25 protein-coding genes and 1 tRNA gene are annotated in these 25,983 nt (G+C 69.4%); 15 read left to right on the forward strand and 11 right to left on the reverse strand.

All coding sequences use genetic code 11. From position 1 onward, the window contains the following. The first annotated feature begins 46 nt into the window (after positions 1-46). The 9 genes from ctaD (at position 47) to ABIC70_RS08920 (ending at position 8,566) form a co-directional block, all read left to right on the forward strand. On the forward strand, positions 47-1,675 hold the full coding sequence (gene ctaD / locus ABIC70_RS08880) for a cytochrome c oxidase subunit I (protein WP_043348481.1): 1,629 nt from the start codon (positions 47-49) through the stop codon (positions 1,673-1,675). 215 nt (positions 1,676-1,890) lie between these two features. After that, on the forward strand, positions 1,891-2,841 hold the full coding sequence (locus ABIC70_RS08885) for a heme o synthase (protein ID WP_043380432.1): 951 nt from the start codon (positions 1,891-1,893) through the stop codon (positions 2,839-2,841). A 5-nt stretch (positions 2,842-2,846) separates the two neighbouring features. After that, entirely contained in the window at positions 2,847-3,011 is a 165-nt protein-coding gene (locus tag ABIC70_RS08890) for a cytochrome c oxidase system small membrane protein (RefSeq protein WP_043348492.1), read from the forward strand. A gap of 10 nt (positions 3,012-3,021) precedes the next feature. Next, complete coding sequence (locus ABIC70_RS08895) at positions 3,022-3,633, forward strand: cytochrome c oxidase assembly protein (RefSeq protein WP_043348494.1); 612 nt, start codon at positions 3,022-3,024, stop codon at positions 3,631-3,633. Between the two features lie 154 nt (positions 3,634-3,787). After that, positions 3,788-4,651 (forward strand): cytochrome c oxidase subunit 3, encoded by an 864-nt coding sequence (locus tag ABIC70_RS08900; RefSeq protein WP_043348496.1) that lies wholly within the window; start codon positions 3,788-3,790, stop codon positions 4,649-4,651. Positions 4,652-4,797: 146 nt separating this feature from the next. Further along, positions 4,798-5,178 (forward strand): DUF983 domain-containing protein, encoded by a 381-nt coding sequence (locus ABIC70_RS08905; protein WP_051044717.1) that lies wholly within the window; start codon positions 4,798-4,800, stop codon positions 5,176-5,178. Further along, the gene (locus tag ABIC70_RS08910) at positions 5,175-5,939 is read left to right on the forward strand and encodes an SURF1 family protein (RefSeq protein ID WP_179697836.1); all 765 of its coding nucleotides are present in this window, start codon (positions 5,175-5,177) and stop codon (positions 5,937-5,939) included. Before ABIC70_RS08905 ends, ABIC70_RS08910 begins: the two co-directional genes overlap by 4 nt. A 212-nt stretch (positions 5,940-6,151) precedes the next feature. After that, a complete protein-coding gene (sfnG, locus tag ABIC70_RS08915) occupies positions 6,152-7,267 on the forward strand; it encodes a dimethylsulfone monooxygenase SfnG (RefSeq protein WP_354439477.1) in 1,116 nt (371 codons plus the stop codon). A 42-nt stretch (positions 7,268-7,309) separates the two neighbouring features. Next, complete coding sequence (locus tag ABIC70_RS08920; RefSeq protein WP_179697834.1) at positions 7,310-8,566, forward strand: SfnB family sulfur acquisition oxidoreductase; 1,257 nt, start codon at positions 7,310-7,312, stop codon at positions 8,564-8,566. A gap of 5 nt (positions 8,567-8,571) precedes the next feature. Here ABIC70_RS08920 and ABIC70_RS08925 read toward each other — a convergent pair whose 3' ends face one another. The 3 genes from ABIC70_RS08925 to ABIC70_RS08935 form a co-directional block, all read right to left on the reverse strand. Then, positions 8,572-9,459, reverse strand: a complete 888-nt coding sequence (locus tag ABIC70_RS08925) for a cation diffusion facilitator family transporter (protein ID WP_043348505.1) — start codon at positions 9,457-9,459, stop codon at positions 8,572-8,574. Between the two features lie 97 nt (positions 9,460-9,556). Continuing rightward, positions 9,557-9,787 carry a hypothetical protein gene (locus ABIC70_RS08930; RefSeq protein WP_244538815.1) on the reverse strand — a complete coding sequence of 77 codons (231 nt, stop codon included), beginning with the start codon at positions 9,785-9,787 and terminating at the stop codon, positions 9,557-9,559. Continuing rightward, positions 9,784-10,041 (reverse strand): hypothetical protein, encoded by a 258-nt coding sequence (locus tag ABIC70_RS08935; protein ID WP_354439478.1) that lies wholly within the window; start codon positions 10,039-10,041, stop codon positions 9,784-9,786. The genes ABIC70_RS08930 and ABIC70_RS08935 overlap by 4 nt, the downstream gene beginning before the upstream one ends. A gap of 97 nt (positions 10,042-10,138) precedes the next feature. On the opposite strand from ABIC70_RS08935, the gene queA reads away from it, so the two are divergent. Both queA and tgt read left to right on the forward strand, forming a co-directional pair. Next, complete coding sequence (queA, locus tag ABIC70_RS08940) at positions 10,139-11,203, forward strand: tRNA preQ1(34) S-adenosylmethionine ribosyltransferase-isomerase QueA (RefSeq protein WP_354439479.1); 1,065 nt, start codon at positions 10,139-10,141, stop codon at positions 11,201-11,203. Continuing rightward, entirely contained in the window at positions 11,200-12,336 is a 1,137-nt protein-coding gene (gene tgt, locus ABIC70_RS08945) for a tRNA guanosine(34) transglycosylase Tgt (protein WP_075381477.1), read from the forward strand. The genes queA and tgt overlap by 4 nt, the downstream gene beginning before the upstream one ends. 9 nt (positions 12,337-12,345) lie before the next feature. Here tgt and ABIC70_RS08950 read toward each other — a convergent pair whose 3' ends face one another. From ABIC70_RS08950 to ABIC70_RS08970, 5 genes are all read right to left on the reverse strand, one after another. Continuing rightward, positions 12,346-13,386: a hypothetical protein gene (locus ABIC70_RS08950; protein WP_502915964.1), complete on the reverse strand. Its 1,041-nt coding sequence runs from the start codon at positions 13,384-13,386 to the stop codon at positions 12,346-12,348. 612 nt (positions 13,387-13,998) lie between these two features. Next, complete coding sequence (locus ABIC70_RS08955; protein WP_274926091.1) at positions 13,999-14,283, reverse strand: hypothetical protein; 285 nt, start codon at positions 14,281-14,283, stop codon at positions 13,999-14,001. A gap of 235 nt (positions 14,284-14,518) precedes the next feature. Then, complete coding sequence (locus ABIC70_RS08960) at positions 14,519-14,809, reverse strand: hypothetical protein (protein WP_354439480.1); 291 nt, start codon at positions 14,807-14,809, stop codon at positions 14,519-14,521. An 81-nt stretch (positions 14,810-14,890) separates the two neighbouring features. Then, positions 14,891-14,967: transfer RNA gene (locus tag ABIC70_RS08965), tRNA-Pro, on the reverse strand. 84 nt (positions 14,968-15,051) lie between these two features. After that, a complete protein-coding gene (locus tag ABIC70_RS08970) occupies positions 15,052-15,768 on the reverse strand; it encodes a 4'-phosphopantetheinyl transferase family protein (protein ID WP_287090132.1) in 717 nt (238 codons plus the stop codon). Positions 15,769-15,898: 130 nt separating this feature from the next. Between ABIC70_RS08970 and ABIC70_RS08975 the strand changes: the two genes are divergently transcribed. The 3 genes from ABIC70_RS08975 to ABIC70_RS08985 all read left to right on the forward strand — a co-directional run bounded on the left by ABIC70_RS08975 (position 15,899) and on the right by ABIC70_RS08985 (position 20,675). Then, positions 15,899-17,191, forward strand: a complete 1,293-nt coding sequence (locus tag ABIC70_RS08975) for an MFS transporter (RefSeq protein ID WP_354439481.1) — start codon at positions 15,899-15,901, stop codon at positions 17,189-17,191. A gap of 64 nt (positions 17,192-17,255) precedes the next feature. After that, positions 17,256-19,733: an NAD-dependent DNA ligase LigA gene (ligA, locus tag ABIC70_RS08980; RefSeq protein WP_279897755.1), complete on the forward strand. Its 2,478-nt coding sequence runs from the start codon at positions 17,256-17,258 to the stop codon at positions 19,731-19,733. A 72-nt stretch (positions 19,734-19,805) separates the two neighbouring features. Next, complete coding sequence (locus tag ABIC70_RS08985) at positions 19,806-20,675, forward strand: 3'-5' exonuclease (RefSeq protein ID WP_279897757.1); 870 nt, start codon at positions 19,806-19,808, stop codon at positions 20,673-20,675. 6 nt (positions 20,676-20,681) lie between these two features. Here ABIC70_RS08985 and ABIC70_RS08990 read toward each other — a convergent pair whose 3' ends face one another. Together ABIC70_RS08990 and ABIC70_RS08995 are read right to left on the reverse strand one after the other, a co-directional pair. Next, a complete protein-coding gene (locus ABIC70_RS08990) occupies positions 20,682-21,743 on the reverse strand; it encodes a threonine aldolase family protein (RefSeq protein WP_182592433.1) in 1,062 nt (353 codons plus the stop codon). Positions 21,744-21,762: 19 nt separating this feature from the next. Next, a complete protein-coding gene (locus ABIC70_RS08995) occupies positions 21,763-22,671 on the reverse strand; it encodes an amino acid ABC transporter substrate-binding protein (RefSeq protein ID WP_345822229.1) in 909 nt (302 codons plus the stop codon). A 160-nt stretch (positions 22,672-22,831) separates the two neighbouring features. On the opposite strand from ABIC70_RS08995, the gene ABIC70_RS09000 reads away from it, so the two are divergent. Beyond that, a complete protein-coding gene (locus tag ABIC70_RS09000; RefSeq protein WP_354439482.1) occupies positions 22,832-23,794 on the forward strand; it encodes a LysR substrate-binding domain-containing protein in 963 nt (320 codons plus the stop codon). Here ABIC70_RS09000 and ABIC70_RS09005 read toward each other — a convergent pair. Continuing rightward, entirely contained in the window at positions 23,764-25,965 is a 2,202-nt protein-coding gene (locus ABIC70_RS09005) for a 3-hydroxyacyl-CoA dehydrogenase NAD-binding domain-containing protein (protein ID WP_354439483.1), read from the reverse strand. The genes ABIC70_RS09000 and ABIC70_RS09005 overlap by 31 nt on opposite strands. Positions 25,966-25,983 lie beyond the last annotated feature (18 nt).

The raw sequence follows: 25,983 nt of genomic DNA on the forward strand, positions 1-25,983 counted from the left end.
CGGCTGACCGAACCGAACCCATCAGATTCACAAGGCATTCGAATCCATGGCTACAGCCGCAGCCCATGCCGGGGCCCACGAGGTCCACGACCACAAGCCATCGTTCTTCGCCCGCTGGTTCCTGTCGACGAACCACAAGGACATCGGCACCCTCTACCTGCTGTTCGCCTTCTGCGCCGGCATGATCGGCGCGTTCCTCTCCTTCGGCATCCGGATGGAGATGGAGGCGCCCGGCCTGCAGTATTTCTCGAACCCCGCGACCTACAACGTGTTCGTCACGGGACACGGCCTCATCATGGTGTTCTTCATGGTGATGCCGGCGCTGATCGGTGGCTTCGGCAACTGGTTCGTGCCCCTTATGATCGGCGCGCCCGACATGGCGTTCCCGCGCATGAACAACATCTCGTTCTGGCTGACGGTGGCGGGCTTCTGCTCCCTGCTCTGCTCGCTGTTCGTCGAAGGCGCGCCCGGCGCGTCCGGCGCCGGCACCGGCTGGACCGTCTACCCGCCGCTCTCGACCGCCGGCCATCCCGGCCCGGCCGTCGACTTCGCGATCTTCGCCCTGCACCTCTCGGGCGCGGGCTCGATCCTCGGCGCGATCAACTTCATCACCACCATCCTGAACATGCGCGCCCCGGGCATGACGCTGCACAAGATGCCGCTTTTCGCCTGGGCCGAGCTGGTCACCGCCTTCCTGCTGCTGCTCTCGCTGCCGGTGCTGGCGGGCGCCATCACGATGCTGCTGACGGACCGCAACTTCGGCACGACCTTCTTCGATCCGGCCGGTGGCGGTGACCCGATCCTGTACCAGCACCTGTTCTGGTTCTTCGGTCACCCCGAAGTGTACATCATGATCCTGCCGGCCTTCGGCATCGTGTCGCACATCATCGCCACGTTCTCGCGCAAGCCCGTGTTCGGCTACCTCGCGATGGCCTACGCCATGGTGGCGATCGGCGTCGTCGGCTTCGTCGTGTGGGCCCACCACATGTACACGGTCGGCCTGTCGCTGCAGACGCAGTCCTACTTCGTGTTCGCCACCATGGTGATCGCGGTCCCGACCGGCGTGAAGATCTTCTCGTGGATCGCCACCATGTGGGGCGGCTCCATCCGCTTCACCGCCGCGATGCACTGGGCGGTGGGCTTCATCTTCCTCTTCACCGTCGGCGGCGTCACCGGCGTCGTGCTCGCCAACTCGGCGGTCGATAAGTACCTGCACGACACCTACTACGTGGTCGCGCACTTCCACTACGTGCTGTCCCTGGGTGCCGTGTTCATCATCTTCGCCGGTGTCTACTACTGGTTCCCGAAGATGACCGGCCACATCATCCCCGAATGGGCCGGCAAGCTGCACTTCTGGCTGGCCTTCATCGGCGCGAACGTCCTGTTCTTCCCGATGCACTTCCTCGGCCTCGCCGGCATGCCGCGTCGCTACGCCGACTATCCGGATGCCTTCGCCCAGTGGCACAAGGTGTCGACCTACGGCGGCCACATCTTCGGCCTCGGCATGTTCGTGTTCGTGATCGGCGTGGTCCTGGCCTTCCGCTCCAAGGAGCGGGCCGCGGACAACCCGTGGGGCGAAGGCGCCACCACCCTCGAGTGGACGCTCTCCTCCCCGCCTCCCTTCCACCAGTTCGAGACGCTGCCCCGCATCGTCGACGAGCCGGGCGCGCACTGATAGAGACCTCGCGAGGGCCGCATCCGCGGCCCTCGCCCTTCCCCGGAGGCCGGTCGGCCGACCTCCCGGCAAGGGCGAGCGTTGAGGGCGATCCGCACGGGCCGAGGACGACGTCCTGGGCCCCGCTCACGCCGACTCTTGGAACACGTCGAATTCGAGAACCGACTCGGCCGTGACGCGCGCGGCCGGGCGCCGACACAGCAGCGGCAGACGCGATGACGAGCCTGACGAACACGATCGGACCGGAGGTCCCCGCCCCCGCCCTCACGAGCGCCGGCGGCGACGTTCCGGACTATTTCGCCCTGCTGAAGCCGCGGGTGATGGTTCTCGTCATCTTCACCGCCCTGGTCGGCATGGTGGTCTCCCACGGGCACGTGCAGCCGGCGATCGGCGCGATCTCGCTGCTCGCCATCGCGGTCGGCGCCGGTGCCTCCGGCTGCCTCAACATGTGGTGGGACGCGGATATCGACGCCGTCATGAGCCGCACGGCGACGCGGCCGATCCCTGCGGGCAAGATCACGTCGGAGGAAGCCCTCGGCTTCGGCCTGTTCCTGTCGGTCGCGTCCGTCCTGGTGCTGGGCCTCACCGCCAATTGGCTGGCCGCGGCGCTCCTGGCCTTCACCATCGTGTTCTACGCGGTGGTCTATTCCATGTGGCTGAAGCGGGCGACGGCGCAGAACATCGTCATCGGCGGCGCCGCGGGCGCCCTGCCGCCGGTCATCGGTCAGGCGGTGGTGACCGGCTCGGTGGGCATCGAGTCCCTGATCCTGTTCGCCATCATCTTCATCTGGACCCCGCCCCACTTCTGGGCGCTCGCCCTGATCAAGGCCGACGAGTACGCCCGCGCCGGCATCCCGATGATGCCGAACGTCGCCGGCCCGGCCTCCACCCGCCGCCAGATCGTGTGGTACTCGCTGCTCCTCGCGCCCCTCGGCCTCGTGCCGGTCGCGCTCGGCTTCGGCGGCCTCGTCTACGCGGTGGTCGGCCTTGTGGGCGGCCTCGGTATGGTGGCCTTCAGCATCCGGGTTCTCCGGAACCGCGAGGGCGATGCCGAGAAGCGTGCCGCCATGGGCATGTTCGGCTTCTCGATCCTCTACCTGTTCGCGCTGTTCTCGGCGCTCCTGGCCGAGCAGAGCTTCGGCCTGTTCCGCCCGGTCCTGGGCTGAGCGCCATGGCGGATCCCGAGATCCAGTACCGGCCACTCACCCCCGAGGAGGAGGCGCGCCGCCGGAAGCGCTCCGTGGCCATCGCGCTGGCCCTCGGCGCCTGGGTTTTGCTGTTCTTCGTGCTGACGATCGTCAAGCTCGGACCGCAGATCCTGAGCCGGCCGCTCTGAGGAGTTCGCGATGACAGCTGCCCCTTCCGGACCGGGTCGCGGCGCCAAGCGTACCGCCATCGCCTGCGCCGGTCTCGCCGTCGGTATGGTCGGCCTCGCCTTCGCGTCGGTCCCTCTCTACAACGCGTTCTGCAAGGCGACCGGCTACGACGGAACGCCCCGCCAGGGGCCGGCGCTCGCTGCCTCCGCGGCACGCACCGACGACAGCATGGTCGTGCATTTCGACACGAACGTCGCACCGGGGCTGTCCTGGAAGTTCGTCCCGGAAGTGAGCCGCGTCGAAGCGAAGCTCGGCGAGACGAAGACCGTCTTCTTCCGGGTGCAGAATGTCGGCAGCGCACCGTCGGCGGGTGTGGCCACCTTCAACGTCCAGCCCGGCCTGATGGGCGGCTATTTCGTCAAGATCGCCTGTTTCTGCTTCAACGAGCAGACGCTTCAGCCCGGCGAGACACTGGACGTGCCCGTGGTGTTCTATGTCGATCCGGCCGTCCGGGACGATTCGAACACCGCGCATCTCTCGGAGATGACTCTGTCCTACACGTACTTCGCCTCCAAGAACGGCCAGCCGGTCAAGGCGACGGTGGCGAAGTCCGGTTCTTCGGAGACGAAGGGCGATTTCTGATCGCGGACCCGTGACAAGACGGGGCTGCACCGACTAAACGTTCGGGCAAGCTTGGGTGTGGTGTCGGCCGCGCCCGGCCAAGAGCAAGCAACGAACAGCGTAAGGCCGGATGCCGGGAACGGCGCGGGGCACGAGGGTGAGGAGCGACGGGACGATGGCCGAGGCGCACGCCAAGAATCACGACTATCACATCCTGAGTCCGAGCCCGTGGCCGCTGATCGGGGCCTTTTCAGGCTTCCTGATGGCGTTCGGCGCCGTGTTCTGGATGAAGAGCCTCCAGATCGGCACCCTGAGCCCAGGCCCCTACATCTTCGGGGCCGGCACGATCGGCGTCCTCTATACGATGTTCTCGTGGTGGCGGGACGTCGCCCACGAGGCCAATTCCGGCGATCACACCCGCGTCGTCCAGCTGCACCACCGCTACGGCATGATGATGTTCATCGCCTCCGAGGTGATGTTCTTCGTCGCGTGGTTCTGGGCCTACTTCGAGGCCGCGCTCTACACCGCCGATCCCATCCAGGTCTCGCGTGTGGAGTTTACCGGCGGCGTGTGGCCGCCGAAGGGTATCGAGGCCTTCGATCCCTGGCATCTGCCGCTCCTCAACACGCTGATCCTGCTGACCTCCGGCACCACGGTGACCTGGGCCCACCACGCGCTGATCGAGGGCGACCGCAAGGGCCTGAAATACGGCCTGTGGCTGACGATCATCCTCGGCGTTCTGTTCACCGCCTGCCAGGCCTACGAGTACAGCCACGCCGAATTCGGCTTCTCGGGAAGCATCTACGCGTCGACATTCTTCATGGCGACGGGCTTCCATGGCGCCCACGTCATCATCGGCACGATCTTCCTCGCGGTCTGCCTGTTCCGCGTCTATGCGGGCCAGTTCACCCCGCGCCAGCATCTCGGCTTCGAGTTCGCCGCCTGGTACTGGCACTTCGTCGACGTCGTATGGCTGTTCCTGTTCGCCGCCATCTACGTGTGGGGCTCGGGCGTCTTCCACGGCGGCGGCGCTCACTGAGACCGAAGCATCCCGCCGATGCATGGCGGACCTGCGAAGGGCGGCTCAGGCCGCCCTTTTGCATTTCCGACGCTTCGTGATCCCCATATCGGATAGGACGGCCCGGGCGCGGGACGACCGGGGTCCGCGCGGAGCTGTTCTGGAGTATGCCCGTGGACAATCGAACCTATTCGCCGCCGCCCCCGATCCCCACCGGCCTGCGCGGCCGGTGCCCGCGTTGCGGCGAGGGCCATCTGTTCAAGGGGTTTCTCACCCTGCGCCCCTCCTGCGAGGCCTGCGGCCTCGACTACGCGCATTTCGACTCCGCGGATGGGCCGGCCTTCTTCGTGATGTCGATCGTCGGCCTCATCGTCGTGGGCCTCGCCCTGTGGCTGGAGATCACCTACGAGCCGCCGATCTGGGTTCACGCCACGGTGGCACTGACACTCTCCGTCGGGCTCAGCCTGATCCTGGTTCGACCGCTCAAGGGCCTTTTGGTCGCCCTTCAGTTCAGCAATCGGGCCGAGGAAGGGCGCTTCGAGCCGTGACCGCTGCCGAAACGAAGCGGGCCGCCTGGCGCGATCTCGTCGCGCCGGGAATCGCGTCCTTGATCGCTCTGGCCATCCTGCTCGGCCTCGGGACATGGCAGCTCGAACGCAAGAGCTGGAAGGAAGACCTGATCGCGCGGATCGTTCGGCAAAGCCGGGCCGAACCCGTGGCGCCCCCAACGGCGGAGGCCTGGAATCCGGAGCGTGACGAGTTTCGGCATGTCCGGGTCTCCGGGCGCTTCCTCAACGACCGGGAGACCCTCGTCCACGGCCTGGCAGCCGGCGAGATGCCGGGACGCGCCCTGCAAGGCTTCTATGTTCTCACGCCCCTGCGCCGCGACGACGACAGCATCGTGTTGATCAACCGGGGCTTCGTGCCCACGGAACTGAAGGCGCAGGGTGATCGTCGGGATGGCCTGATCGAGGGGCCGACGACGGTCACTGGAATCCTCCGGTCCAGCGAGGCCCGGGGGATGTTCGTGCCGGAGCCCGACCCGGCCCGTGGCGAGTGGTTCAATCGGGATATCGCCGGCATCGCCGCGGCCCGCGGCCTCGGCACGGTGGCGCCCTACCTGATCGAGGCCGATGCCGTCCCGGGACAGACGACCTGGCCGCGGGGCGGTCAGCTGCGCGTCGACCTCCCCAACAACCATCTGCAATACGCGTTCACGTGGTTCGGCCTCGCCGCCTGTCTGATCGGCGTCTTCTCGGTCTTCGCGTGGCGCCGCCTGCACGATTCGGCCGAGCCCCGGGCGGCCTAGGACAAAATCGAACTCTTTGGCTCCCGGCGAGGAAAAGTCTCGCGGGGTCCGGCTGAAAAACAGCAACCCGTTCCTTTGACCGCGCGCCGTCGCTCCAGAATACTTTCTGTGTTCTGGATCGATCGGCCGCGCAGTGCATAGTGTATTCAGTTCGCGGCGATCTTCCAAAGACGACACGGCGCGTGGCCGCCGTGCAACTGAGGTAGCGCCGGATGACAAACCATTTCGCCGATGACCCGCGGCGCGAGCCGATCCGCTTCGCCTACTGGGTGCCCAACGTTTCCGGTGGGCTCGTGATCAGCAAGATCCCGCAGCGGACGAGCTGGGATGCGGAGTACAATCGAAAGCTGGCCCAGATCGCCGAGGCGGCGGGGTTCGAGTACGGGCTGACGCAGATCCGGTTCACCGCCGGCTACGGGGCTGAGTACCAGCACGAATCGGTGGCCTTCAGCCACGCCCTGCTTGCCGCGACGACCAAGCTCAAGGTCATCGCCGCCCTTCTGCCCGGACCGTGGCATCCGACCCTCGCCGCCAAGCAGATCGCCACGATCTCGCAGCTCACCGAGGGGCGCATCGCGGTGAACATCGTGTCGGGCTGGTTCTCGGGAGAGTTCCGGGCCATCGGCGAGCCCTGGCTCGATCATGACGAGCGTTACCGCCGGTCCGAGGAATTCATCCGGAGCCTGCGCGGGATCTGGACGCAGGACAACTTCACCTTCCGCGGCGATTTCTATCGCTACAGCGACTACACGTTGAAGCCGAAGCCCGCCCAGCCGCTGCCTGAGATCTTCCAGGGCGGTTCGTCCCGGGCGGCGCGCGACATGGCGACCCGCGTCTCCGACTGGTACTTCACCAATGGCGGCACGCCGGAGACGATCCGGGCCCAGGTGGACGACATCCGCGCCAAGTCGGCCGAGACCGGCAATTATCCCCGGATCGGCGTGAACGCCTTCGTGATCGCCCGCGACACGGAGGAGGAGGCCCGCGCCGTCCTTCAGGAGATCATCGACAATGCCGATCCCGAGGCCGTGAAGGCTTTCGGCCACGAGGTGAAGAATGCCGGCAAGGCCTCGCCCGAAGGCGAAGGCAACTGGGCGAAGTCGAGCTTCGAGGATCTCGTTCAGTACAACGACGGCTTCAAGACCAATCTGATCGGCACGCCCGACCAGATCGCCGAGCGGATCCTGGCGCTGAAGGATGCCGGTGCGGACCTCGCGCTGCTGGCCTTCCTGCACTTCCAGGAAGACGTCGCGTATTTCGGCGCGCACGTGATCCCCCGGGTCCGCGCCCTCGAGGCCGCCCGGAACCGGCATGCCGAGGCAGCCTGAGCGTCGCACGCCGATCCGTATCCTGCCTGACTGGAGTGAGCCATGAACATCGCCGTCGATGCGCGCACGCTCGCGCCGGAGCGCCGTCAGGGCGCTCCCGGCCCTACGCGACCGCCCTCCCCCGCCCATGTGATCCGTGACGATGCCGAGGCGCTGGCCGTCGCCCAGCGGCTGGCTGCCGCGTTCCGGGGCGGCGCCTCGGAGCGGGACCGCCACGCCGCACGACCGCTGGCGGAACTCGACGCCTTCTCTCAGAGCGGCCTCTGGTCGATCAACGTGCCGCGGGCGTATGGCGGCCCGGAGGTCTCGTACCGGACACTGGCCCAGGTGATCGCCATCCTTGCGGCTGCCGATCCATCGATCGCGCAGATCGCCCAGAACCATCTTGGCATCCTGGCGGCCATCCGGACCGTGTCGGACGAGGCGCAGAAGCACCTGCTCTTCTCGGAGGTGTTGCGCGGAACGCGGTTCGGCAACGCCTTCTCGGAGCGCGGCACCAAGCGGGCGGCCGATTTCGACACACGCTTCACCGATGACGGCGACCACGTCGTCGTGCGGGGCCAGAAATTCTACGCCACGGGCGCCCTTCTCGCGCATCTCGTGCCGATCGTGGCGCTCGATGGAGACGGGCGTGCTTGGTACGCCATCGCCGAGCGGGACGCGCCCGGCCTGACGGTAATCGACGACTGGTCGAGCTTCGGCCAGCGCGGTACGGCCAGCGGGACCGTGCTGATCGAGGACGTGCGGGTACCCAAGACCCATCTCGTCCCCGCCTGGAAGGGCTACGAGGCGCCCACCGCCGACGGCGCGGTGTTCCAGATTATCCAGGCGGCCGTCGATGCCGGGATCGGCCGCGAGGCCCTGGACGACACGATTCGCTTCGTTCGCGACAAGGCCCGCCCCTGGATCGATAGCGGGCTGGAACGGGCCTCGGACGATCCCTACACGATCCACGCGATCGGCGATCTGACCATCCGGCAGCACGCCGCCGAAGCGCTGCTCGACCGGGCCGGGCTCGTCCTCGACGCGGCCGTAGCGCGACCCGATGCCGAGGCGGTCGCCGCGGCACAGATCGCCGTGGCCGAGGCAAAGGTGCTCACCACCGAGGTGGCCTTGGCGGCGTCAAACAAGCTCTTCGAGCTGTCGGGCACCCGCTCGACCCTGGCGGCGGAGAACCTCGACCGGCACTGGCGGAACGCCCGCACGCACACGCTGCACGATCCGGTCCGCTGGAAATACGCGATCGTGGGCAACCACGCCCTGAACGGCGTGAATCCGCCGCTCCACGCCTGGAGCTGACGGTCCTACAGCACGGGCAATCCCCGGGCCTTGGCCTCCTCGCCGGGCTCGACATGGATGGTCACCACGGCGCCGGGAATCGTCGTTTCCAAGGCGGACTCCAGCCGGTCGCAGATGGCGTGGGAATCCTCGACGGTCATGGCCCCGGGGACGACGAGGTGGAAATCGATGAAGGTGGCCTGACCGGCGGAGCGGGTGCGCACGTCGTGCGCCTCCAGCGCGCCTTCACCGTGCTGCGAGATGAGCGACCGGATCTGGCTCACCATCTCGGCCGGGGCGGCCCGATCCATCAGGCCGTCCACCGATTCCCGGACCATGCGGAAGCCGGACCAGAGGATGTTGAGCGCCACGAGCCCGGCCACGACGGGGTCGAGGACCGGGTACCCGGTCAGGATGACGGCGCCGACACCGGCAAGGACGCCGCAGGACGTGACCACGTCGGCGAAGACGTGACGCGCATCGGCGATCAGAGCTGGCGAACGCCAGCGCTTGCCCCACCGCATGAGTGCCACCGCCCAGGCGGCGTTGATGATTCCGGCCCCGAAGTTGATCGCGAGGCCGATCAGGGGCGCGTCGAGGGGCTCCGGAGCGAGCAGCCCGGAATAGGATTCGCGCAGGATCAGCAGCGCAGCCACCACGATCAGCGCGCCCTCGATCACCGCGGAAAAGAACTCGGCCTTGTGGTGTCCGTAGGGATGGTCCTCGTCGGCCGGACGCGCGGCGACCCGCAGGGCCACGAAGGCGCCCACGGCCGCGACCACGTTGATGATGCTCTCCAGCGCGTCGGAGTACAGGGCGAGGCTGCCCGTGAGCCACGCGGCGTAGAATTTCAGCGCCGTGACGGCGAGGCCGATGCCCGCGCTGAAGAGGGCGGCTTTCTGGGTGCGGTCCATGGATTGCGCCGTTGGGGTGACGCCGCGCCCATACGGCACCCGCCGCGGCCAAGGCCACGGCAAAGGTTCGAGACCGTCGAAAACGTGTTAGCCGCGGCTATGTCTCCGACGGGGTCTCGCGGCCCCGGGCAACCTCGCGCCGTCGGCTCAGCTCCGCCTTGGCGTGAGCGACCTCGGCCTTGCGGAGATAGCGCCGACGCTGCCAAGCGAAGCGCGTCGCGGCGGCCAGGGTCTCCAACCGAGCGGCCTCACGCTCCCAATAGCCGAGGAGCTGGCCGTCCAGGGTGATGGACCGGCGGGGCGCGCGGGGGGGCACGCGGGTCGTCACGCGGGGCGATCCCGCGACGCCGGCGGCTCGCCCGTCTCGGCAACGATTAGCGCGTCCGGATCGCCGCGGAAGCTGCCGGCACCGGTATCCGGAACGGGGACGCCGGGGCTGCCGAAGGGCTGGCTCGGATAGGCCGATTCGAACTTCGCGCGGGCGGCTTCGGGATCCTCGGCCTTCAGCACGATCTCGGCTGTGCCGGGCAGCGGCCAGCGGGGGTCGGCGTCATCACGGGGGCGAACGGCGTACCAGGGCATGGATCGAGGATCTCGCGTCTCGGTGACGCGGAAACGGGCGCACTCCCCGGCGGTTCCGCGGTTGAAACCGCGTGCCGTTCGGTGCAGGCAGCCGGCGATGCGCGTGGACCTCTTCGATTTCGACCTGCCGGAAACCAGCATCGCCCTGCGCCCGGCCGAGCCGCGCGATGCCGGGCGGCTGCTCGTGGTGCATCCCGGCCTGCCGCCGGCCGACCGGACCGTGCGCGACCTTCCCGGCGCCCTCAGGGCGGGCGATGCCCTGGTCTTCAACGACACGAAGGTGATCCCCGCGCGACTGAACGGTGTCCGCACGCGTCCCGGCGCCCCGGGCCAGCGCACGGAGGTGTTGCTTCACCTGCGCGAAGCCCCGGATCGCTGGCGCGCCTTCGCCCGGCCGGCGAAACGACTCGCTTCGGGCGATGCACTGCGCTTCGGCGCACTGGGCGCCACCGTCATCGAGAAGGCCGAGGCCGGCGAGATCGTCCTGGCCTTCGACCGGTCCGGGCCCGAGCTCGACGCCGCCATCGCCGCCGAGGGCGCCCTGCCGCTGCCGCCCTACATCGCGGGCAAGCGCGCCACGGATACCCGGGACACCACCGACTACCAGACGGTCTACGCCCGGCATCCGGGAGCGGTCGCGGCGCCGACGGCGGGCCTGCACTTCTCCGAGGCGCTGCTGTCCGATCTCGATGCCGCCGGTCTACGGCGCCACCACGTCACGCTGCATGTCGGCGCCGGGACCTTCCTGCCGGTCAAGGCCGAGGATACCGACGCACACCGCATGCATGCGGAGATCGGCATCCTCGACGCAGCCACGGCCGACGCCCTGAACGCGGCGCGGGCCGCGGGGGGCCGGATCGTCGCGGTGGGCACCACGGCGCTGCGCCTTCTGGAGAGCGCCGCCGGCCCGGACGGGACGCTCGCGCCCTTCTCGGGGCCGACCGAGATCTTCATCACGCCGGGCTATCGGTTCCGCGCGGTCGACGCGCTCGTGACCAACTTCCACTTGCCGCGCTCGACGCTGTTCATGCTGGTCTCGGCCTTCTCGGGACTGGAGACGATGCGCGCGGCCTACGCGCACGCGATCGAGGCGGGATACCGGTTCTACTCCTACGGCGACGCCAGCCTGCTCTTCCCGGGCCCGCGCGCGGACATCCCATGACCGACAGCGTTCCCTTCGGATTCAACCTGCTGGCGCAGGACGACACCGCCCGAACCGGCGTCATCACGACGCCGCGCGGCACGATCCGCACACCGGCCTTCATGCCGGTGGGCACCGCCGCGACCGTCAAGGCGATGTATCCCGATCAGGTCCGCGACCTCGGCGCCGACGTGGTGCTGGGCAACACCTATCACCTGATGCTGCGGCCCGGCCCGGAGCGCATGGCCCGGCTCGGCGGCCTGCACCGCTTCATGAACTGGGATCGGCCGATCCTGACGGATTCCGGCGGCTTCCAGGTGATGTCCCTCTCCGCCCTGCGGAAGATCGACGAGCAGGGCGTGACCTTCCGCTCGCATATCGACGGCACCGCCCACCACATGAGCCCGGAGCGCTCCATCGAGATCCAGGGTCTGCTCGGCTCGGACATCCAGATGCAGCTCGATGAATGCGTGCGTCTGCCGGCCGACCATGCGGCCATCGAGAAGGCCATGCATCTGTCCCTGCGCTGGGCCGAGCGCTGCCGCGTCGCGTTCGGCGAGCAGCCCGGGCGGGCCATGTTCGGCATCGTCCAGGGCGGCGACGTGCCGGCCCTGCGCGTCGAGAGCGCGCGCGCGCTGACGGATCTCGATCTCAAGGGCTACGCGGTGGGCGGCCTCGCCGTGGGCGAGCCCCAGGAGGTCATGTTCGCCATGATCGAGACCGTGGAGCCGCATCTGCCGGCGGCGAAGCCCCGGTACCTGATGGGCGTCGGCACGCCGGACGACATCCTCGGCGCGGTCGCCCGCGGGATCGACATGTTCGACTGCGTGATGCCGACCCGCGCCGGCCGGCACGGCCTCGCCTATACGCGCCACGGACGGGTCAACCTGCGCAATGCCCGCCACGCCGAGGACACCGCGCCGCTCGACGAGGCCTCGACCTGTCCGGCGGCCCGGGATTACTCCCGCGCCTATCTGCACCACCTCGTTCGCTCGAACGAGATCCTCGGGATGATGCTCCTGACCTGGAACAACCTCGCCTATTATCAGGACCTGATGGCCGGCGCCCGCGCGGCGATCCGGGACGGCCGCTACGCGGATTACTGCACCAGCACCCGCGCGGGTTGGGCCCGGTCCGAGCGCGCCGCCGCCTGACCGCCCAACTCAGGGATGTGCCAGCACGCGGTAGACTCCGTCCGGATCGTCATGGCCCGTCGCGACGGCGGCCTTCAGATCCGAGACGAGGCGCGCCGCCACGGGCAAACGGTAATGGAGCGCGTCCCAGTAATTCGCGTCCTCGGTCGTGAGCGGCGAGATCCGGCGGAAATCCACCACGACGGCGCCGCGGCGTTTCCCGATCATCGCGGTGCGCGCCTTGCAAGCCGCCTCGCGCCGGCCCGCTGCCGAGTCCGGCGCTCCCTGCGCCGCCGCATGGACCGGCATGAACGCCACGATCTTCAGCGCCTCCCCCGGCACGCGGCCGAGCAGATCGTCGAGATGGGCGAGGGCCGGCATCGGGGCGCCCGGTGCGTCCGCGGCGGATGACTCGACGGCCCCCGCTCGGATATGCGCCCGCGCGCGGTCGAGATCGTAGCGCGCCTCCGATGGCGTGAACACCGCATAGCCGTCGCCGCGGATCCTCGCCCGTGCCAGCCCGAGATCTGCGAACCCGGCTCCGACGGCCGTCGTGACCGAGCGCAAGCTCATCTGCCGCAACACGTCCCCCGGCGCTCCGTCCGCGTAGAGCCAGTCCGGAAAGGCGTTCGCGGTTCGGGCCGGCGGATCGGCGGCGCACCACGTGGCGTCGAGGCCGAACAGGACCGCGCGGATCGGCCTGCGTGCCAGGAACAATCCGGTGAGGCGGGTCTGCTCATCGGGCGTGGCGGCATTCATAGCCAGATTGGCGAACCGCACGCCGAAGGCCGCGTCCAGCGCGACCGGGTCGAGCAGACGTGCGGTCGAGGTCCCGAAGACCGCCGCGTCGAACGGACCGCCGCGGGCAATCTGCGGGTAGGAGAGCCGCTGATTGGTGTCCATGATCGGTCCCGGCGGACGACCGGGCGCGGCCCGCAATCCGTAGGGGTCGATTGCGGCCACGAGGCCGATCGCCGCCAGGCCCATGATTGCGGCGGCCACGACGAAGGTGCGGGCGAAGCCGCTCCATGCTGAAGGGTGGTCGATCGGGCGGTGAGACGGCGCGTCCATCGGCGGGCTCCATACGCCATTCCGCCGCCCGCGTCGCAGCCGGCGACACCGGGCGACGGCGCATCCCCGTGGGTTTGCTCGACCAGGGACACGGGCATGCGCGGAGCCATCACGCCGCCTCCACCGCGACTGACCGCTTCGTCGCGGCACCCAGACCCGTCTCAGATCGAAAAACCTTCGATTCACCATCCTGGACGGAGGCGAAGGCCAAATCCTGATCGAGGCCGTTGGAGGCGCATGGTCTCCTCCGCGCCGCCTGAGAAAGACCCCCTCGCGACGGCGGCGGAAGCGGTAGCCGATCTTCCGACGAATGTCTTCGTTACGCGGTGGCAGCAAATCACGGGTGAGCCGCCCGCGATTCTCTTGAGCTCGTATTCCGAGATGATCGCGCTCTTGGTGGCGAGCGTGCCCATGGCGCCGTTTCCACGTCACGGGCCCGAGCCCGACGAGGCGGGTCTCGACCCCGGTGCGGGCCGAGATCGAAACGAGCCATGACGATCAAGCCGTTGGCGGCCTGTAACTGGGTCCAGCGCCATATCTGGCGGCAGCACGCGCGCGACGCCCTAACGCCGTTTGAGGTCCCGTGCGATAGGCAGGAGTGAGGCAGCCGAGTTAAGATCCCTCGACGGCTGGAAACCCGGCTTGAATCGGCCACCGGAGCTTTACGCCGTTCACGACCGCCTCATCCCGAGACAAAAGCCGGTATTCAGGGATGGACTGCGGCCACACTCCAGGATCAGATGACCGTTGAAGACCATCAACTAGAAATGCGTGCATCCTTCTCCCAGAGAAATTATCGTTGAACTCGATATAAAAGTCGGGATTCAGTCCGGCACTGCTGATCAATTTTTTTAGGACATCGACCGCTTTTACAATCTCTGCCGCGACATTGCTCATGCCATCCTCCGCTACGTTTCCCTAATGAAACCTACGGTTGATGTCTACGAGCCAAGTCGATTGAAATGACAGATCGCCGGTAGCGTTGCCTAGCCGTCACAGCATTTGTTGTCATTGCCTCGATAGCACGTAACTAATGTCCGATATCGTACAATCGGCTTGTGCCTAGCGTGCTGGTCTGTTTATCTTGATCCCAGCCGGCGCCGACGTGGCGCAGGGCTGCCCAGCGGCCTTTCTAAGCCAGCAGCCGCCCGGTCCGCGCGCTCCATTCCTTCGTCCGGTCCCCCGCGGCGGCGAGCGCCTCAATCGCTTCATCCCGGGTCGCGGCCTCACCGTTCAGCGGACGGACGCCCGTGGCCTCATGCCCGCGCTGGCAGCCGGTGCAGCTCCACATCCAGACGCCATCCTGCGGCCCGCCGTGGATTCGCCGGATGCGACCGACATGCTGGCCCTCTTCCTCGGCTACGAAATCGTGGTGCGTGTCGGGGAACGTGCGGCGCCACGTGAAGGTCATATTGCGGCGCATCAAAACCGCGTTAGCGTCCCGATAAACGTCCCGGCGCGGTGGGCCTGTGGTCCAGGGGCGGTGCTAAGTCTCGGGAAAGATTGGTCGGAGTGGCAGGATTTGAACCTGCGACCCCCACGTCCCGAACGTGGTGCGCTACCAGACTGCGCTACACTCCGAAGGCCGTCCCGCGTCTCCGCTGGGCCAGCGAGCGGGTGTATAGCCGCGCCTTTCCCCCACCGCAAGCGCGGTGTTGCGCCTTTTCAGCCGAGATGTTCGGGCCAATCGTCGGAGAACCGGTGGCTCGTGATCGCCACCGCGGCCGAGCGCACCGCAACCGTGGCGAGATGGTCCGCGCCGCAATCGAGATCCGCGAGACTCCACGGGCCGTCCAGTGTCCAGGATCCGTCGCCGACCGCCCGGAGGAGACGCGGGGCTTCAGGCGGAACGGTGACGCTGAACCGGTCGAGGGGCAGCGACAGGCCGCTGCCGAGCGCCTTCACCACGGCTTCCTTGCGGGTCCACAGACCGAAGAAGGCACGCTCGACCGTGCTCCGGGATGCTCGGGACAGGGCTGACACCTCGTCGGCGGCGAAATGCGCCCGCGCGATCCGCAGCGCGTCCACGATCGGCCGGACGGCCTCGACATCGACACCGATGGGCATGTCGCGCGCGATGCCGATCACCGCCCGCGCTCCGGAATGCGACAGGTTGAACTGCCAGGCGCCTCGCGCCGCACCCGCGAGCTCCGGCTTGCCGCCGGGGCCGGCCGTGATCTCCACTTCGGCCGGCGGGAGACCAAGCACGTCGGCGAGCACCGTTCGGAGCGCCGCGTGGCTGGCGACGAAGCGCGCCCGATCCGCCGGCCGCAGGAACCGGTCCGCGCGCAGGCGCTCCGCGCCGTCGAGTACGGCGTCGCAGCGATGGAGCCGGTCCGGAGAAAGCCCGAGATCGACGATCCAGACGCGAGCCGCGCTCACGCGACGCCTCGCGGGGGCGGAGAGCTGGCGCTAGCGTCGGCAGGGCGAAACGGCACGGGCGGGCATCCGGTGAGGGCGGTATGAGCAGCATCGGAAACAAGCCCGCCTCCCGCAAGGAGCGGCGTGCGCGATGACCCCGATTGCCGCGGGTTTCGGCAGCGCCCCCTCGGACAGGCCGAGCCTGCACCGGCGAAGGGTCCGCTACGGGGTGTTCTTCGCCACCTATCTCTACCAGGGCCTCATCGCGGGCTTCTCGCTCACCGCCCTCGCCAACCATCTGGCGGCGCAGGGCGTTTCGTCGGCCGAGGTCGGCGTTCACTTCGCCCTGGCGGGACTGCCCTGGACGTTGCAGCCCCTGCTCTGGGGACCCTGGGTGGACCGGGCCGGCGACACGCGAATGGGCCGGCGTCGGCCCTTCGCGGTCGCAGCGCTCGTCGGATGCCTCGCGAGTCTCGCGCTCCTCCTCGTCGTCGAACGCAACGCCATCGGTGCCTTGGGACTGGTCTTCCTCGTTCACAGCGTGTTCGCGTCGCTGCTCGACACCGCCTGCGACCGGATGATCATGGACCATGTCCCGGCGCACGAGCTCGGCCGGGTCAGCGCCTGCACGCGCGCGGGCTTCGTGGCGGGAACCAGCCTCAGCGCCGGGCTCTTCGGCTGGATGCTGGCGACCTGGGGATTCGCCGCGAGCAGCCGCTGGCTGCTCGTCGCCGCGATCCTCGCGAGCCTGCCGATGCTGCTGATCCGCGAGGCGCCGACTGACGCGTTCCTGTCCCGCGAGCGCCGCGGAGCGGCACCGCGCCGCGTCCCGATCCGGCGCTTCCTGCGCCGGACCGTCGTCGCGCTCCAGCGGCCGCGTGCCCTGCGTCTGCTCGCCTTGTGCTTCGGCCTGGACGCCGCCCTGGGACTGTTCGAGCTGCCCTTCTCGATCGATCTGCTCCAGCGTCAGGGCTGGGATGCCGCCGGCCTGTCGCGCCTTCAGGCGATCCTGACCCTGGCGAGCGGCACGGCCGGCGCCGTCGCGGTGGGTCTCTGGTCGGATCGGGCGGGGGCAGCAGCGCCCTTGCGCGTGCTGCTCCTGGGAAGCGCCGTCACCTTCGCGCTCGCCGGCAGCTTGATCGGCGCCGGCCTCATCGGGGCGGCGGGACCGGTGATCCTGGCGCTCACCAGCGTGCTGCCCGGCCTGCTGATCGTCGCCCTGATGCCGGCCCTGCTCAAGGCGAGCCGGGGCCGACCGGGCGCGGCCACGCAGTTCGAAGTCTACATGGCCGCCATGAATCTGGGCTCGGTCGCCGGCACCGCCGTCGCGGGCTGGCTGGCGCCGATGCTGCCGCTGCACGGGGTCGCCGTTCTCGTCGCCGCAACATTCCTGGCGGCGTTCCGGATGGCGGGAGACGGCGGCCTGCTCAAGTCCCATGCTTGAGGGAACAGGGGACTGCGCGCCACGGCCGACTCCCCGTCGGCCGCCGATGCGTTAGAACCCCGCCATGGCCGTTACGAAATCCGATCCGCTCGATCTCGACCTCACCGCCGAGGATGCGCGCGCCGAGTACGCGCGGCTGTCGGACGCGCTCCTGGAGGCCGACCGGCTGTACTACCAGGAGGACGCGCCCGAGATCTCGGACGCCGAGTACGACCGGCTGCGCCGCCGCCTCGAGGAGATCGAGGCGCGCTTTCCGGATCTCGCCGGCACCGGCGCGGCCAGCACGTCGGTCGGCGCCAAGCCCTCGGAAAAGTTCGCCAAGGTGCGGCACGCCGTACCCATGCTCTCGCTGGGAAATGCCTTCGACGATGGGGAGGTGGCCGAGTTCGTCGCGCGCGTGCGTCGCTTCCTGGGCTGGCCCGACGAGACACCCCTCGCCTTCACGGCCGAGCCCAAGATCGACGGCCTGTCCCTGTCGCTGCGCTACGTGAACGGGCGGCTCGACACCGCGGCCACCCGCGGCGACGGCGAGGTCGGGGAGAACGTCACGGCCAATGCCCGCACGGTGCAGGACATCCCGGCGGTGCTCGCGGGGTCCGGCTGGCCGGAGATCTGCGAGGTGCGCGGGGAGGTCTACCTGTCCCACGCCGATTTCGCCGCCATCAACGCCCGGCAGGAAGCGGCCGGCAAGCCGCTCTTCGCCAACCCGCGCAACGCCGCGGCCGGGAGCCTGCGCCAGCTCGATCCCGCGATCACCGCGTCCCGTCCGCTCCGGTTCTTCGCCTATGCCTGGGGCGAGCTGTCGGCGCCCATCGCGGAGACGCAATCCGGCAGCCTCCAGCGCTTCGCGGACTGGGGCCTGCCGGTGAATCCCCGCACCGAGACCTTCACGGACACGGAGGCGATGCTCGGCCATTATCGCCGCATCGAGGCGGACCGGGCCGGGCTCGGCTACGACATCGACGGCGTCGTCTACAAGGTCGACGACCTCGGCTTGCAGAAGCGTCTCGGCTTCGTCTCGCGCTCGCCGCGCTGGGCCCTCGCCCACAAATTCGCCGCGCAGGAAGCCACGACGGTGATGGAGGACATCGTCATCAATGTCGGCCGCACCGGCTCCCTGAACCCGCTGGCGAAGCTGCGCCCCGTGACGGTCGGCGGCGTCGTCGTCTCCAACGCCACCCTCCACAACGAGGGCTACGTGAGGGGCGTCGGGGCGGACGGCGAGTTTATCCGTGAGCCTATCGCGGAGGGGATCGGCGCCGACGGTCAGCCGATCCTCGTGCCCCGCGACATCCGCGTCGGCGACACCGTGACGGTGGTGCGGGCCGGGGACGTGATCCCCAAGGTCATGGATGTCGACCTCACCAAGCGTCCGGCCGGGTCGCAGCCCTATGTGTTCCCCGAGACCTGTCCGGCCTGCGGCAGCCGCGCCGTCCGCGCCATCAATCCGCGCACCGGCCGCCCCGACGCGGTGCGCCGCTGCACCGGCGGCCTGATCTGCCCGGCGCAGGGCGTCGAGCGGATGAAGCACTTCGTGTCGCGCAACGGCTTCGACATCGAGGGGTTCGGCGAGACCTATATCGAGGTCCTGTTCGAGGCCGGGCTCGTGCGCCAGCCCGCCGACCTGTTCCGCCTCGATTTCGAGGAACTCAAGGCCGCCATCGTGGCGCGACGCGAGGCGCTCTCGGCCGAGCGGCGTGCGGAATCGACAACGGCCGAGCCGCCCAAGAAAGCCGCCAAGAAGAAGGGCGAGGACGACGACAAGGCGATCAAGAACCTGCTCGCCGCCGTCGAGGCACGACGGGCCGTGCCGATGAATCGCCTGCTCTTCGCCCTCGGCATTCCGCAGATCGGCGAGGCGACCGCCAAGGCGCTGGCCAAGCGTTTCACCGACATGCCGACGCTCATCGCGGCGATCCAGGAGGCCTCGGCGGCGCAGCCCGGACCGGACTGGGTCGAACTCACCGCCGTCCCGCGCGTCGGAGGCACCACCCGCGACCGGCTGCTCGATCTTGGCTTCCCGGAGGACGACGCCGCGCCGGCCAAGGAGCGGGCGCGCCTGAGCGCCGTCCAGCGCGAGAACCTCCTTGCCCATTACGGCGACGTCGACGCGGTGCGTGCGGCGATCGCGCGCGCGGCGGCGCAGCGTCCCGGGGATGCCTACCGGGTCTTCGCCGATGACGGGGAGATCGGCCCGGTGGCGACCGATGCCCTGCTCCTGTTCTTCTCCGAGCCGCACAACGCCGATGCCGTCGCGGCTCTGCTCGACGCGGTCGCGGTCGAGCCGATGGAGCGGCCCGCCTCGGCCTCCGCCTTCGCGGGGAAGACCGTGGTCTTCACCGGCAGCCTGGAGAAGATGACCCGCAACGAGGCCAAGGCGGTGGCCGAGCGCCTCGGCGCCAAGGTGTCCGGCTCGGTCTCGGCCAAGACCGACCTCGTCGTGGCCGGCCCGGGGGCCGGCTCGAAGCTGAAGGACGCCCAGAAGCACGGCGTCCAGGTCGTGTCGGAGGACGATTGGCTGGCGATGGTGGCGCAGGGTTGAAGCCCGGATCCGGGCGGCCTAGACCTCGCGGGGAACACCCCGAGAACTCCCACCCGGCATGGTTGACCCTGGATGACGGTCCTGGCCCTCGACTTCGAGACGGCCAACGAGCGGCGTGACAGCGCCTGCGCGGTGGGGCTCGCCTGGATCGCGCAGGGTCGGGTCGTCCGCCGGGAGAGCCATCTGATCCGGCCCCCCGAGATGCGCTTCGCGCCGGGCAACATCCGGGTTCACGGGATCCTGCCGGCCGACGTCGCCGACAAGCCGGATTTCGCCACCGTGATGACGCCCTATCTCGGCGACCTCGGGCGCGGGCTGATCCTGGCGCACAATGCGAGCTTCGATATCGGCGTCCTGCGGGCCGGCCTGACGCGGGCGGGCCTGGCGGTTCCCGATCTCGCGTATCTCTGCACGGTCCAGGTGGCGCGCCGGGTCTTCCCGGCGCCGGAGGGATGCGGGCTCGGCAAAGTGGCGCGGCGCCTCGGCATCCGCTTCGAGCATCACGATGCCGGCGAGGACGCCTATGCCTGCGCGGAGATCGCCCTGGCCGCGATGCGCGAGCGGGCGGTCGCGGACGTGCATGCCCTCGCGGCCGCGCTCGGCCTGCCGGTCACGCGGGCGGTCGGCGGCCCGGCAGGACCGCGTCGCGGCCCGGGGACGATCAGCGGCCGGGCCCTGGCGGCCTTCCCCGACGAGCCGGCGGCTTTGCGATTCGCCATGCGGGGCTCGACCGGCAATCGCTACCACGTCAGCCTGGAGGAGCGGCCGGGCGGCCCGGAGCTGCGCTGCACCTGCACCGCCGGCCGCTACGGCATGCGCTGCCGCCACGTGAAGGCGCTGGAGGTCGGCGACGTCACCGACCTGCTCTCGGACAATGCCGCCGACGTCGTCCTCCTCGCCCGGATGCTCGGCGCGAAGACGCGGGTCGCGGGCGCGGCCTGATTCCGCTCAAGCCCCGTCGAGGCAGGTGCGGAAGGCCGCCACGGCGCGGTCGATATCGGCCGCCGCGATGTGGCGGTGCGTGACGAGCCGAAGCCGCTGCCCGCCGAGGGGGCGCGTGCGAATCCCGAGCGCGTCGAGATCCGTGATCCAGCGCGCGCTATCCCGCCCGGTCCGGCCGAGATCGACCTGCACGATGTTGGTCTGCGGCATGGTCGCCGAGAGGCGCGGCCGCAGGGCGTTCAGCCCCTCGCTCAGCTGCCGGGCCCGGTCGTGATCCTCGGCGAGGCGCGCCCCCATGACGGTGATCGCCTCGAGGCCGGCCGCGGCCATGATCCCCACCTGCCGCTGCGTCCCGCCGATCATCTTCCGCAGGCGCCGCGCCGCCGCGATGACCGGCCCGTCGCCCGCCAGCACGGCGCCGACCGGGGCGCTCAGGCCCTTGGACAGGCACAGCGACACCGTGTCGACATGCGCGGCGAGATCCGCCGGCGCGACGCCGAGATGCGTCGCCGCATTGAACAGGCGCGCCCCATCGAGATGGACCGGGATGCCGCGCGCCCGGGCGAGATTTGCGACCGCCGCCATATGGGCCGGCGGCAGCACGGTGCCCCCGGCGGCGTTGTGGGAGGTCTCCAGCGCGATCATGGCCGTCCGGAGCGGACTGGCATTCGGGCTGAGGGCGTCCTCCAGCCGGTCGAGGTCCATGGCGCCGTCCGTGCCGGCGACCCCGTACAGGAAGGCACCGGTCAGGGTCGCGGCGCCGCGCTCGGTGTTGAGCATGTGAGCCTGGGCTTCGAGCAGGATCTGCTCGCTGCGCTGGACCTGGGCGAGGATCGCCAGCAGATTGCCCATCGTGCAGCTCGGCACGAACAGGCCGGCCGCCTTGCCGAGCATGGCGGCGGCGGTCTCCTCCAGCGCGCAGGCGGTCGGGTCGGCGTCGAGGCCGTCATCGCCCAGCGGTGCCGTCCGCATCCGCGCGTACATCGCCTCGGTCGGCCGCGTGACGGTGTCGCTCCGCAGGTCGACGACGGACGGCGCGTCCGCCGTATGGGTCAGATCGTCTTGCATCTCGGACTCGCCGGCCGCCCTATCGGTACGCGGCCTCGTCGCCGGAATCGGTCGGGTGAGCCAGGGCCCGCTTGAGCACGTCGCTCATCGGCAACTCCAGGTTTATACCCTTCGGCGGGATCGGCTGCTCGAAATACCTGCCGTAGAGGCGTGCAACGGTGCCGTCCTGAATCAGCTCGATCACCGCCTTGTCGACGGCCGCCTTGAAGGCCGGGTCGTCCTTCGGCTCCAGGATCCCGTAGGGCGCGAATTCCAGGCCCTTGGTGCCGATCTTGTAATCCGAGGGCCGCTTGGCGCCGGCCACCGTGGCGTGGGCCAGGGCGTCGTCGTTGATGGCGCCCGCCGCGCGGCCGGTCTCGAGGAGCAGGAACACCTCCGCGGTGTCCTTGGCCGGCATCACCTGGATGTCGAGCTTGTCGCGAACGTTGATCCGGGTGGCGACGCGCTGGGTCTCGCCGCCGGCCTGCGCCGAGATGGCCTTGCCGCGGAACGAGGCGATGTCGTCCACATCCACCGGCGTATCTTTCTTGGCCACCAGCACCACCTGCGCCACGAAGGTGGTCGGCGCGAAGGAGACCAGCTTGTGCCGCTCGGGCAGGTTGCTGGCGGTGCCGCATTCCAGGTCGATCGTGCCGTTGTTGATCAGAGGGATCCGGGTCGCCGACATCACCGGCACGTGGCGCACCTCGAGCTTCGGCAGGCCGAGGGCGGCCTTGAGCTTCTGCGCGACGTGCTCGCATATCTCCAGCGAATAGCCCACCGGCTTGGCGTTCTGGTCGAGGAAGCCGAAGGGCGGCGACGCGTCCGGGAAGCCGAGGCTGATCTGTCCGGTCGTGCGGATCTTGTCGAGGCGCCCCTCCGCGGCCGACGGCGCGGCGAGCCCGGCCCAGCACAGAGTGGCCAATAGAAGCGGCAGCGTCCTCGACACGATCCGAACCCCCTCGCTATGTCTGAACCGGTTCAGCGCCGGGCCGTCCGCCAGGGAGTCGGCCCGAAGCTTTGCCGTGCGATCCTAGGAGCGGCCGCGCGCGGGCGTCCAATGCCGATTCACCTGCCGAGCATACGGATCTGATATGGCCGAGCGGCGCATGACCTTCCGGCACATCGAGGCCTTCCGGGCCGTTGTGGCCACCGGGTCCATGACCGAGGCGAGCCGCCGGCTCCACACCTCGCAGCCGCAGGTGAGCCGGCTGATCGCCCAGCTGGAGGCGATCACCGGCCTGCCCCTGTTCGATCGGAGCGGGAGCCGGGTCGTGCCGTCCCTCGACGGCACGCGGTTTCACGCGGAGGTCGAGCGCGCCTTCGTGGGGCTCACCAGCCTGGAATCCGCGGCCGCACGGATCCGCGCCTTCGGGGCGGAGCGGTTGCGGGTGGCCGCGATGCCGCGGCTGGCGGGCGGGCTCCTGGCGCGGGCGGTCGTGCGCTTCCGCGCCGCGCATCCGGACGTGATCGTGGCGATCCATTCCGGCGACGACGAGACCGTGAACCACTGGCTCGCCACCGGCTTCTGCGACGCCGCGCTGACGATGCTGTACGGCGACGCCCCGGACGCGCATCGCGAACACGTCGAGACGCGTGCCTGCGTCGCCGTCCTGCCGCAGGACCATCCCCTTGCCGCGCAGGCTCTTCTAACCCCTGCGGATTTTTTCGGCGTACCCTTCGTCGCCTCCTCGCTCGGGAGCGCCCTGCGCAACCGGACCGAGGCGATCTTCGCAGCGGCCGGGATCACCCTGACCATCACCGCCGAGGCCGGCCTCGGTGCATCGATCTGCACCCTCGTCTCGGCCGGGCTCGGGGTCAGCGTGATGAACCCGCTGGCCGCCTACGAGGAGGCGAAGGTCTCGCCGATCGCGATCCGTCCCTTCGCCCCCGCCCTCCCGGTGCATTTCGCCCTTCTGTTCCCGCCCGACCATGCCCGTGGACGGCTGATGCGGGCTTTCGGCGCCTGCGCGCGGGCGGTGCTGCTGGAGGAACTCGCTCAGCTGCCGGACGCCGCGATCGGGCGTCCGGCACCTCCGTCTCAGGCGGCGCGCTTCTCGGCGCCCGCGTAGAAGGTGCCGCCGCGCGCGGCCATCGCTGTCAGGTTATCGGGTGCCCGGAACCGGGGGCCGTGCTTGGCCTCGAGCGTCCGCGCGAGGTCGACGAAGGCCGCCGCGCCCATGAAGTCGATGTACGACAAGGCCCCTCCGGTGAACGGCGCGAAGCCGAACCCGAGGATCGAGCCGACATCGGCCTCGCGCGGGTCGGTGACCACGCCCTCGCCGACGGTGCGGGCGGCCTCCAGCGCCTGCACCACCAGAAGCCGCTGCTTCAGTTCGGTGAAGTCGACGGCGTCCGGGTCGAGGCGGTTCGGCTGCAGGTCCTTCAGGCCGGGCCAGAGACGCTTGGGCGCGCCTTCGGGGTAGTCGTAGAAGCCCTTGCGGTTCTTGCGACCGAGCCGGCCCTGCTTCTCGACCATCTCGGACAGGATCGCCTTCTGCGCCGGGTCCACGGCGCCCTGCCCCACCTGCGCCTCGGTGGCCTTGGCGATCTTGAGCACGAGGTCGAGGGCGACCTCGTCGTTGAGCGACAGCGGCCCGACCGGCATGCCCGCCTGCCGGCCGGCGCTCTCGATCATGGCCGGCGGAACGCCCTCGGCGAGCATCTTGTGCCCTTCGAGGATGTAGGCGCCGACGCAGCGGTTGGCGAAGAAGCCGCGGGCATCGTTCACGACGATCGGGGTCTTCTTGATCAGGCGCACGTAATCGAGGGCCGCGGCGAGCGCCGCATCCCCGGTCGCCTCGCCCTTGATGATCTCGACGAGCATCATCTTCTCCACGGGGGAGAAGAAGTGGATGCCGACGAATTGCGCCGGCCGCTGCGAGGTCCTGGCCAGCCCGGTGATCGGCAGGGTCGAGGTGTTGGAGGCGAAGATCGCGTCGGGGCGGATCACCGCCTCGACCTTCTGGATCACCTCGGCCTTCACCTGCGGATCCTCGAACACCGCTTCGATCACGAGGTCGCAATCGGCGAGCGCGCCGTAATCGGCCGTGGCCTGGATGCGGCCGAGAAGCGCGTCGCGATCGGCGGTCTTGGCGCGGCCCTTGTTGATCTGGCCGGTGATGAGGGTGTGGGCGTAGGCCTTGCCCTTCTCGGCGGCCTCGACCGACTGGTCGACGAGCACCACCTCGAGGCCCGCCTGCGCGGTGACGTAGGCCACGCCCGCGCCCATGAAGCCGGCCCCGATCACGCCGACCCGGCGCAGGTTGGCGGCCGGCACGTCCTTCGGTCGCCGCGCGCCCTTGTTCAGCTCGCCCATGGAGATGAACAGCGTGCGGATCATCGCCGCCGCCTCGGTGGAGCGCAGGATGTGGGCGAAGTATCGGCTCTCGACCCGCAGGGCGAGGTCCATCGGCAGCTGCAGGCCCTCGTAGACGGAGGCCAGGATCGCCTTGGCGGCCGGGTAATTGTCGTGGGTCTCGCGGCGGTAGATGGCGTTGGCCGGCGGCCAGATCATCATGCCGGCGGGGGAGTAGACCTTTCCGGACGGGGCCTTGAACTTCGCCACATCCCAGGGCGCCACCGCCGAGCCGCCCTCACGGATCCAGGCCTTGGCGCGCTCGACGATCTCGGCCTGGGGCGCCACCGCGTGGATCAGCCCCATGCCCTTGGCCATGGGCGCGCGGATCTGCTCGCCCTTGAACAGCATCTGGAGGGCGTCGCCGGTCTGCATCAGGCGGGCGACGCGCTGCGTGCCGCCGCCGCCCGGGAACAGGCCGACCTTGATCTCCGGCAGGCCGACCCGGGTCTTCCCGTCATCGGAGGCGATCCGGTAATGGCAGGACAAAGCCAGCTCGAAGGCGCCGCCCAGGCACAGGCCCTGGATCGCCGCCGCGAAGGGCTTCCCGCACGTCTCCAGCCGCCGGAACAGCAGCGACAGGCGCCGAGACGCTTCGAAGAAGTGGCGCATCGCCACCTCTTCGCCCTGCTCGGCCTTGAGCTGCTCGTAGGCCCGGCCGAGGCCCTGGAGCATGGTGAGGTCGGCACCGCCGGAAAAATTGTCCTTGCCGGTGGCGATGACGCAGCCCTTCAGGGCCGGATCGGAGGCAACCCGCTCGATGATCTGCTCGAGCTGGTCCATCACCCCCTCGGTGATCACGTTCATCGAGCGGCCGGGCATATCCCAGGTCGCCAGGGCGATGCCGTCGGCATCGGTCTCGAAGCGGAAATCGGTCAGCGTCACGGTGCCGTCCTCCCTGGG

Origin of the sequence: Methylobacterium sp. 1973 (assembly GCF_040545035.1) — a bacterium.
In the GTDB taxonomy this organism is placed as follows: domain Bacteria; phylum Pseudomonadota; class Alphaproteobacteria; order Rhizobiales; family Beijerinckiaceae; genus Methylobacterium; species Methylobacterium fujisawaense.

Bases quoted from the DNA above. Each gene is read 5' to 3' on its own strand.
- ctaD (WP_043348481.1), top strand. From the start codon at position 47: ATGGCTACAGCCGCAGCCCATGCCGGGGCCCACGAGGTCCACGACCAC.
- ABIC70_RS08885 (WP_043380432.1), top strand. From the start codon at position 1,891: ATGACGAGCCTGACGAACACGATCGGACCGGAGGTCCCCGCCCCCGCC.
- ABIC70_RS08890 (WP_043348492.1), top strand. From the start codon at position 2,847: ATGGCGGATCCCGAGATCCAGTACCGGCCACTCACCCCCGAGGAGGAG.
- ABIC70_RS08895 (WP_043348494.1), top strand. From the start codon at position 3,022: ATGACAGCTGCCCCTTCCGGACCGGGTCGCGGCGCCAAGCGTACCGCC.
- ABIC70_RS08900 (WP_043348496.1), top strand. From the start codon at position 3,788: ATGGCCGAGGCGCACGCCAAGAATCACGACTATCACATCCTGAGTCCG.
- ABIC70_RS08905 (WP_051044717.1), top strand. From the start codon at position 4,798: ATGCCCGTGGACAATCGAACCTATTCGCCGCCGCCCCCGATCCCCACC.
- sfnG (WP_354439477.1), top strand. From the start codon at position 6,152: ATGACAAACCATTTCGCCGATGACCCGCGGCGCGAGCCGATCCGCTTC.
- ABIC70_RS08920 (WP_179697834.1), top strand. From the start codon at position 7,310: ATGAACATCGCCGTCGATGCGCGCACGCTCGCGCCGGAGCGCCGTCAG.
- ABIC70_RS08925 (WP_043348505.1), bottom strand. From the start codon at position 9,459: ATGGACCGCACCCAGAAAGCCGCCCTCTTCAGCGCGGGCATCGGCCTC.
- ABIC70_RS08935 (WP_354439478.1), bottom strand. From the start codon at position 10,041: ATGCCCTGGTACGCCGTTCGCCCCCGTGATGACGCCGACCCCCGCTGG.
- queA (WP_354439479.1), top strand. From the start codon at position 10,139: ATGCGCGTGGACCTCTTCGATTTCGACCTGCCGGAAACCAGCATCGCC.
- tgt (WP_075381477.1), top strand. From the start codon at position 11,200: ATGACCGACAGCGTTCCCTTCGGATTCAACCTGCTGGCGCAGGACGAC.
- ABIC70_RS08950 (WP_502915964.1), bottom strand. From the start codon at position 13,386: ATGGACGCGCCGTCTCACCGCCCGATCGACCACCCTTCAGCATGGAGC.
- ABIC70_RS08955 (WP_274926091.1), bottom strand. From the start codon at position 14,283: ATGAGCAATGTCGCGGCAGAGATTGTAAAAGCGGTCGATGTCCTAAAA.
- ABIC70_RS08960 (WP_354439480.1), bottom strand. From the start codon at position 14,809: ATGCGCCGCAATATGACCTTCACGTGGCGCCGCACGTTCCCCGACACG.
- ABIC70_RS08975 (WP_354439481.1), top strand. From the start codon at position 15,899: ATGACCCCGATTGCCGCGGGTTTCGGCAGCGCCCCCTCGGACAGGCCG.
- ligA (WP_279897755.1), top strand. From the start codon at position 17,256: ATGGCCGTTACGAAATCCGATCCGCTCGATCTCGACCTCACCGCCGAG.
- ABIC70_RS08985 (WP_279897757.1), top strand. From the start codon at position 19,806: ATGACGGTCCTGGCCCTCGACTTCGAGACGGCCAACGAGCGGCGTGAC.
- ABIC70_RS08990 (WP_182592433.1), bottom strand. From the start codon at position 21,743: ATGCAAGACGATCTGACCCATACGGCGGACGCGCCGTCCGTCGTCGAC.
- ABIC70_RS09000 (WP_354439482.1), top strand. From the start codon at position 22,832: ATGACCTTCCGGCACATCGAGGCCTTCCGGGCCGTTGTGGCCACCGGG.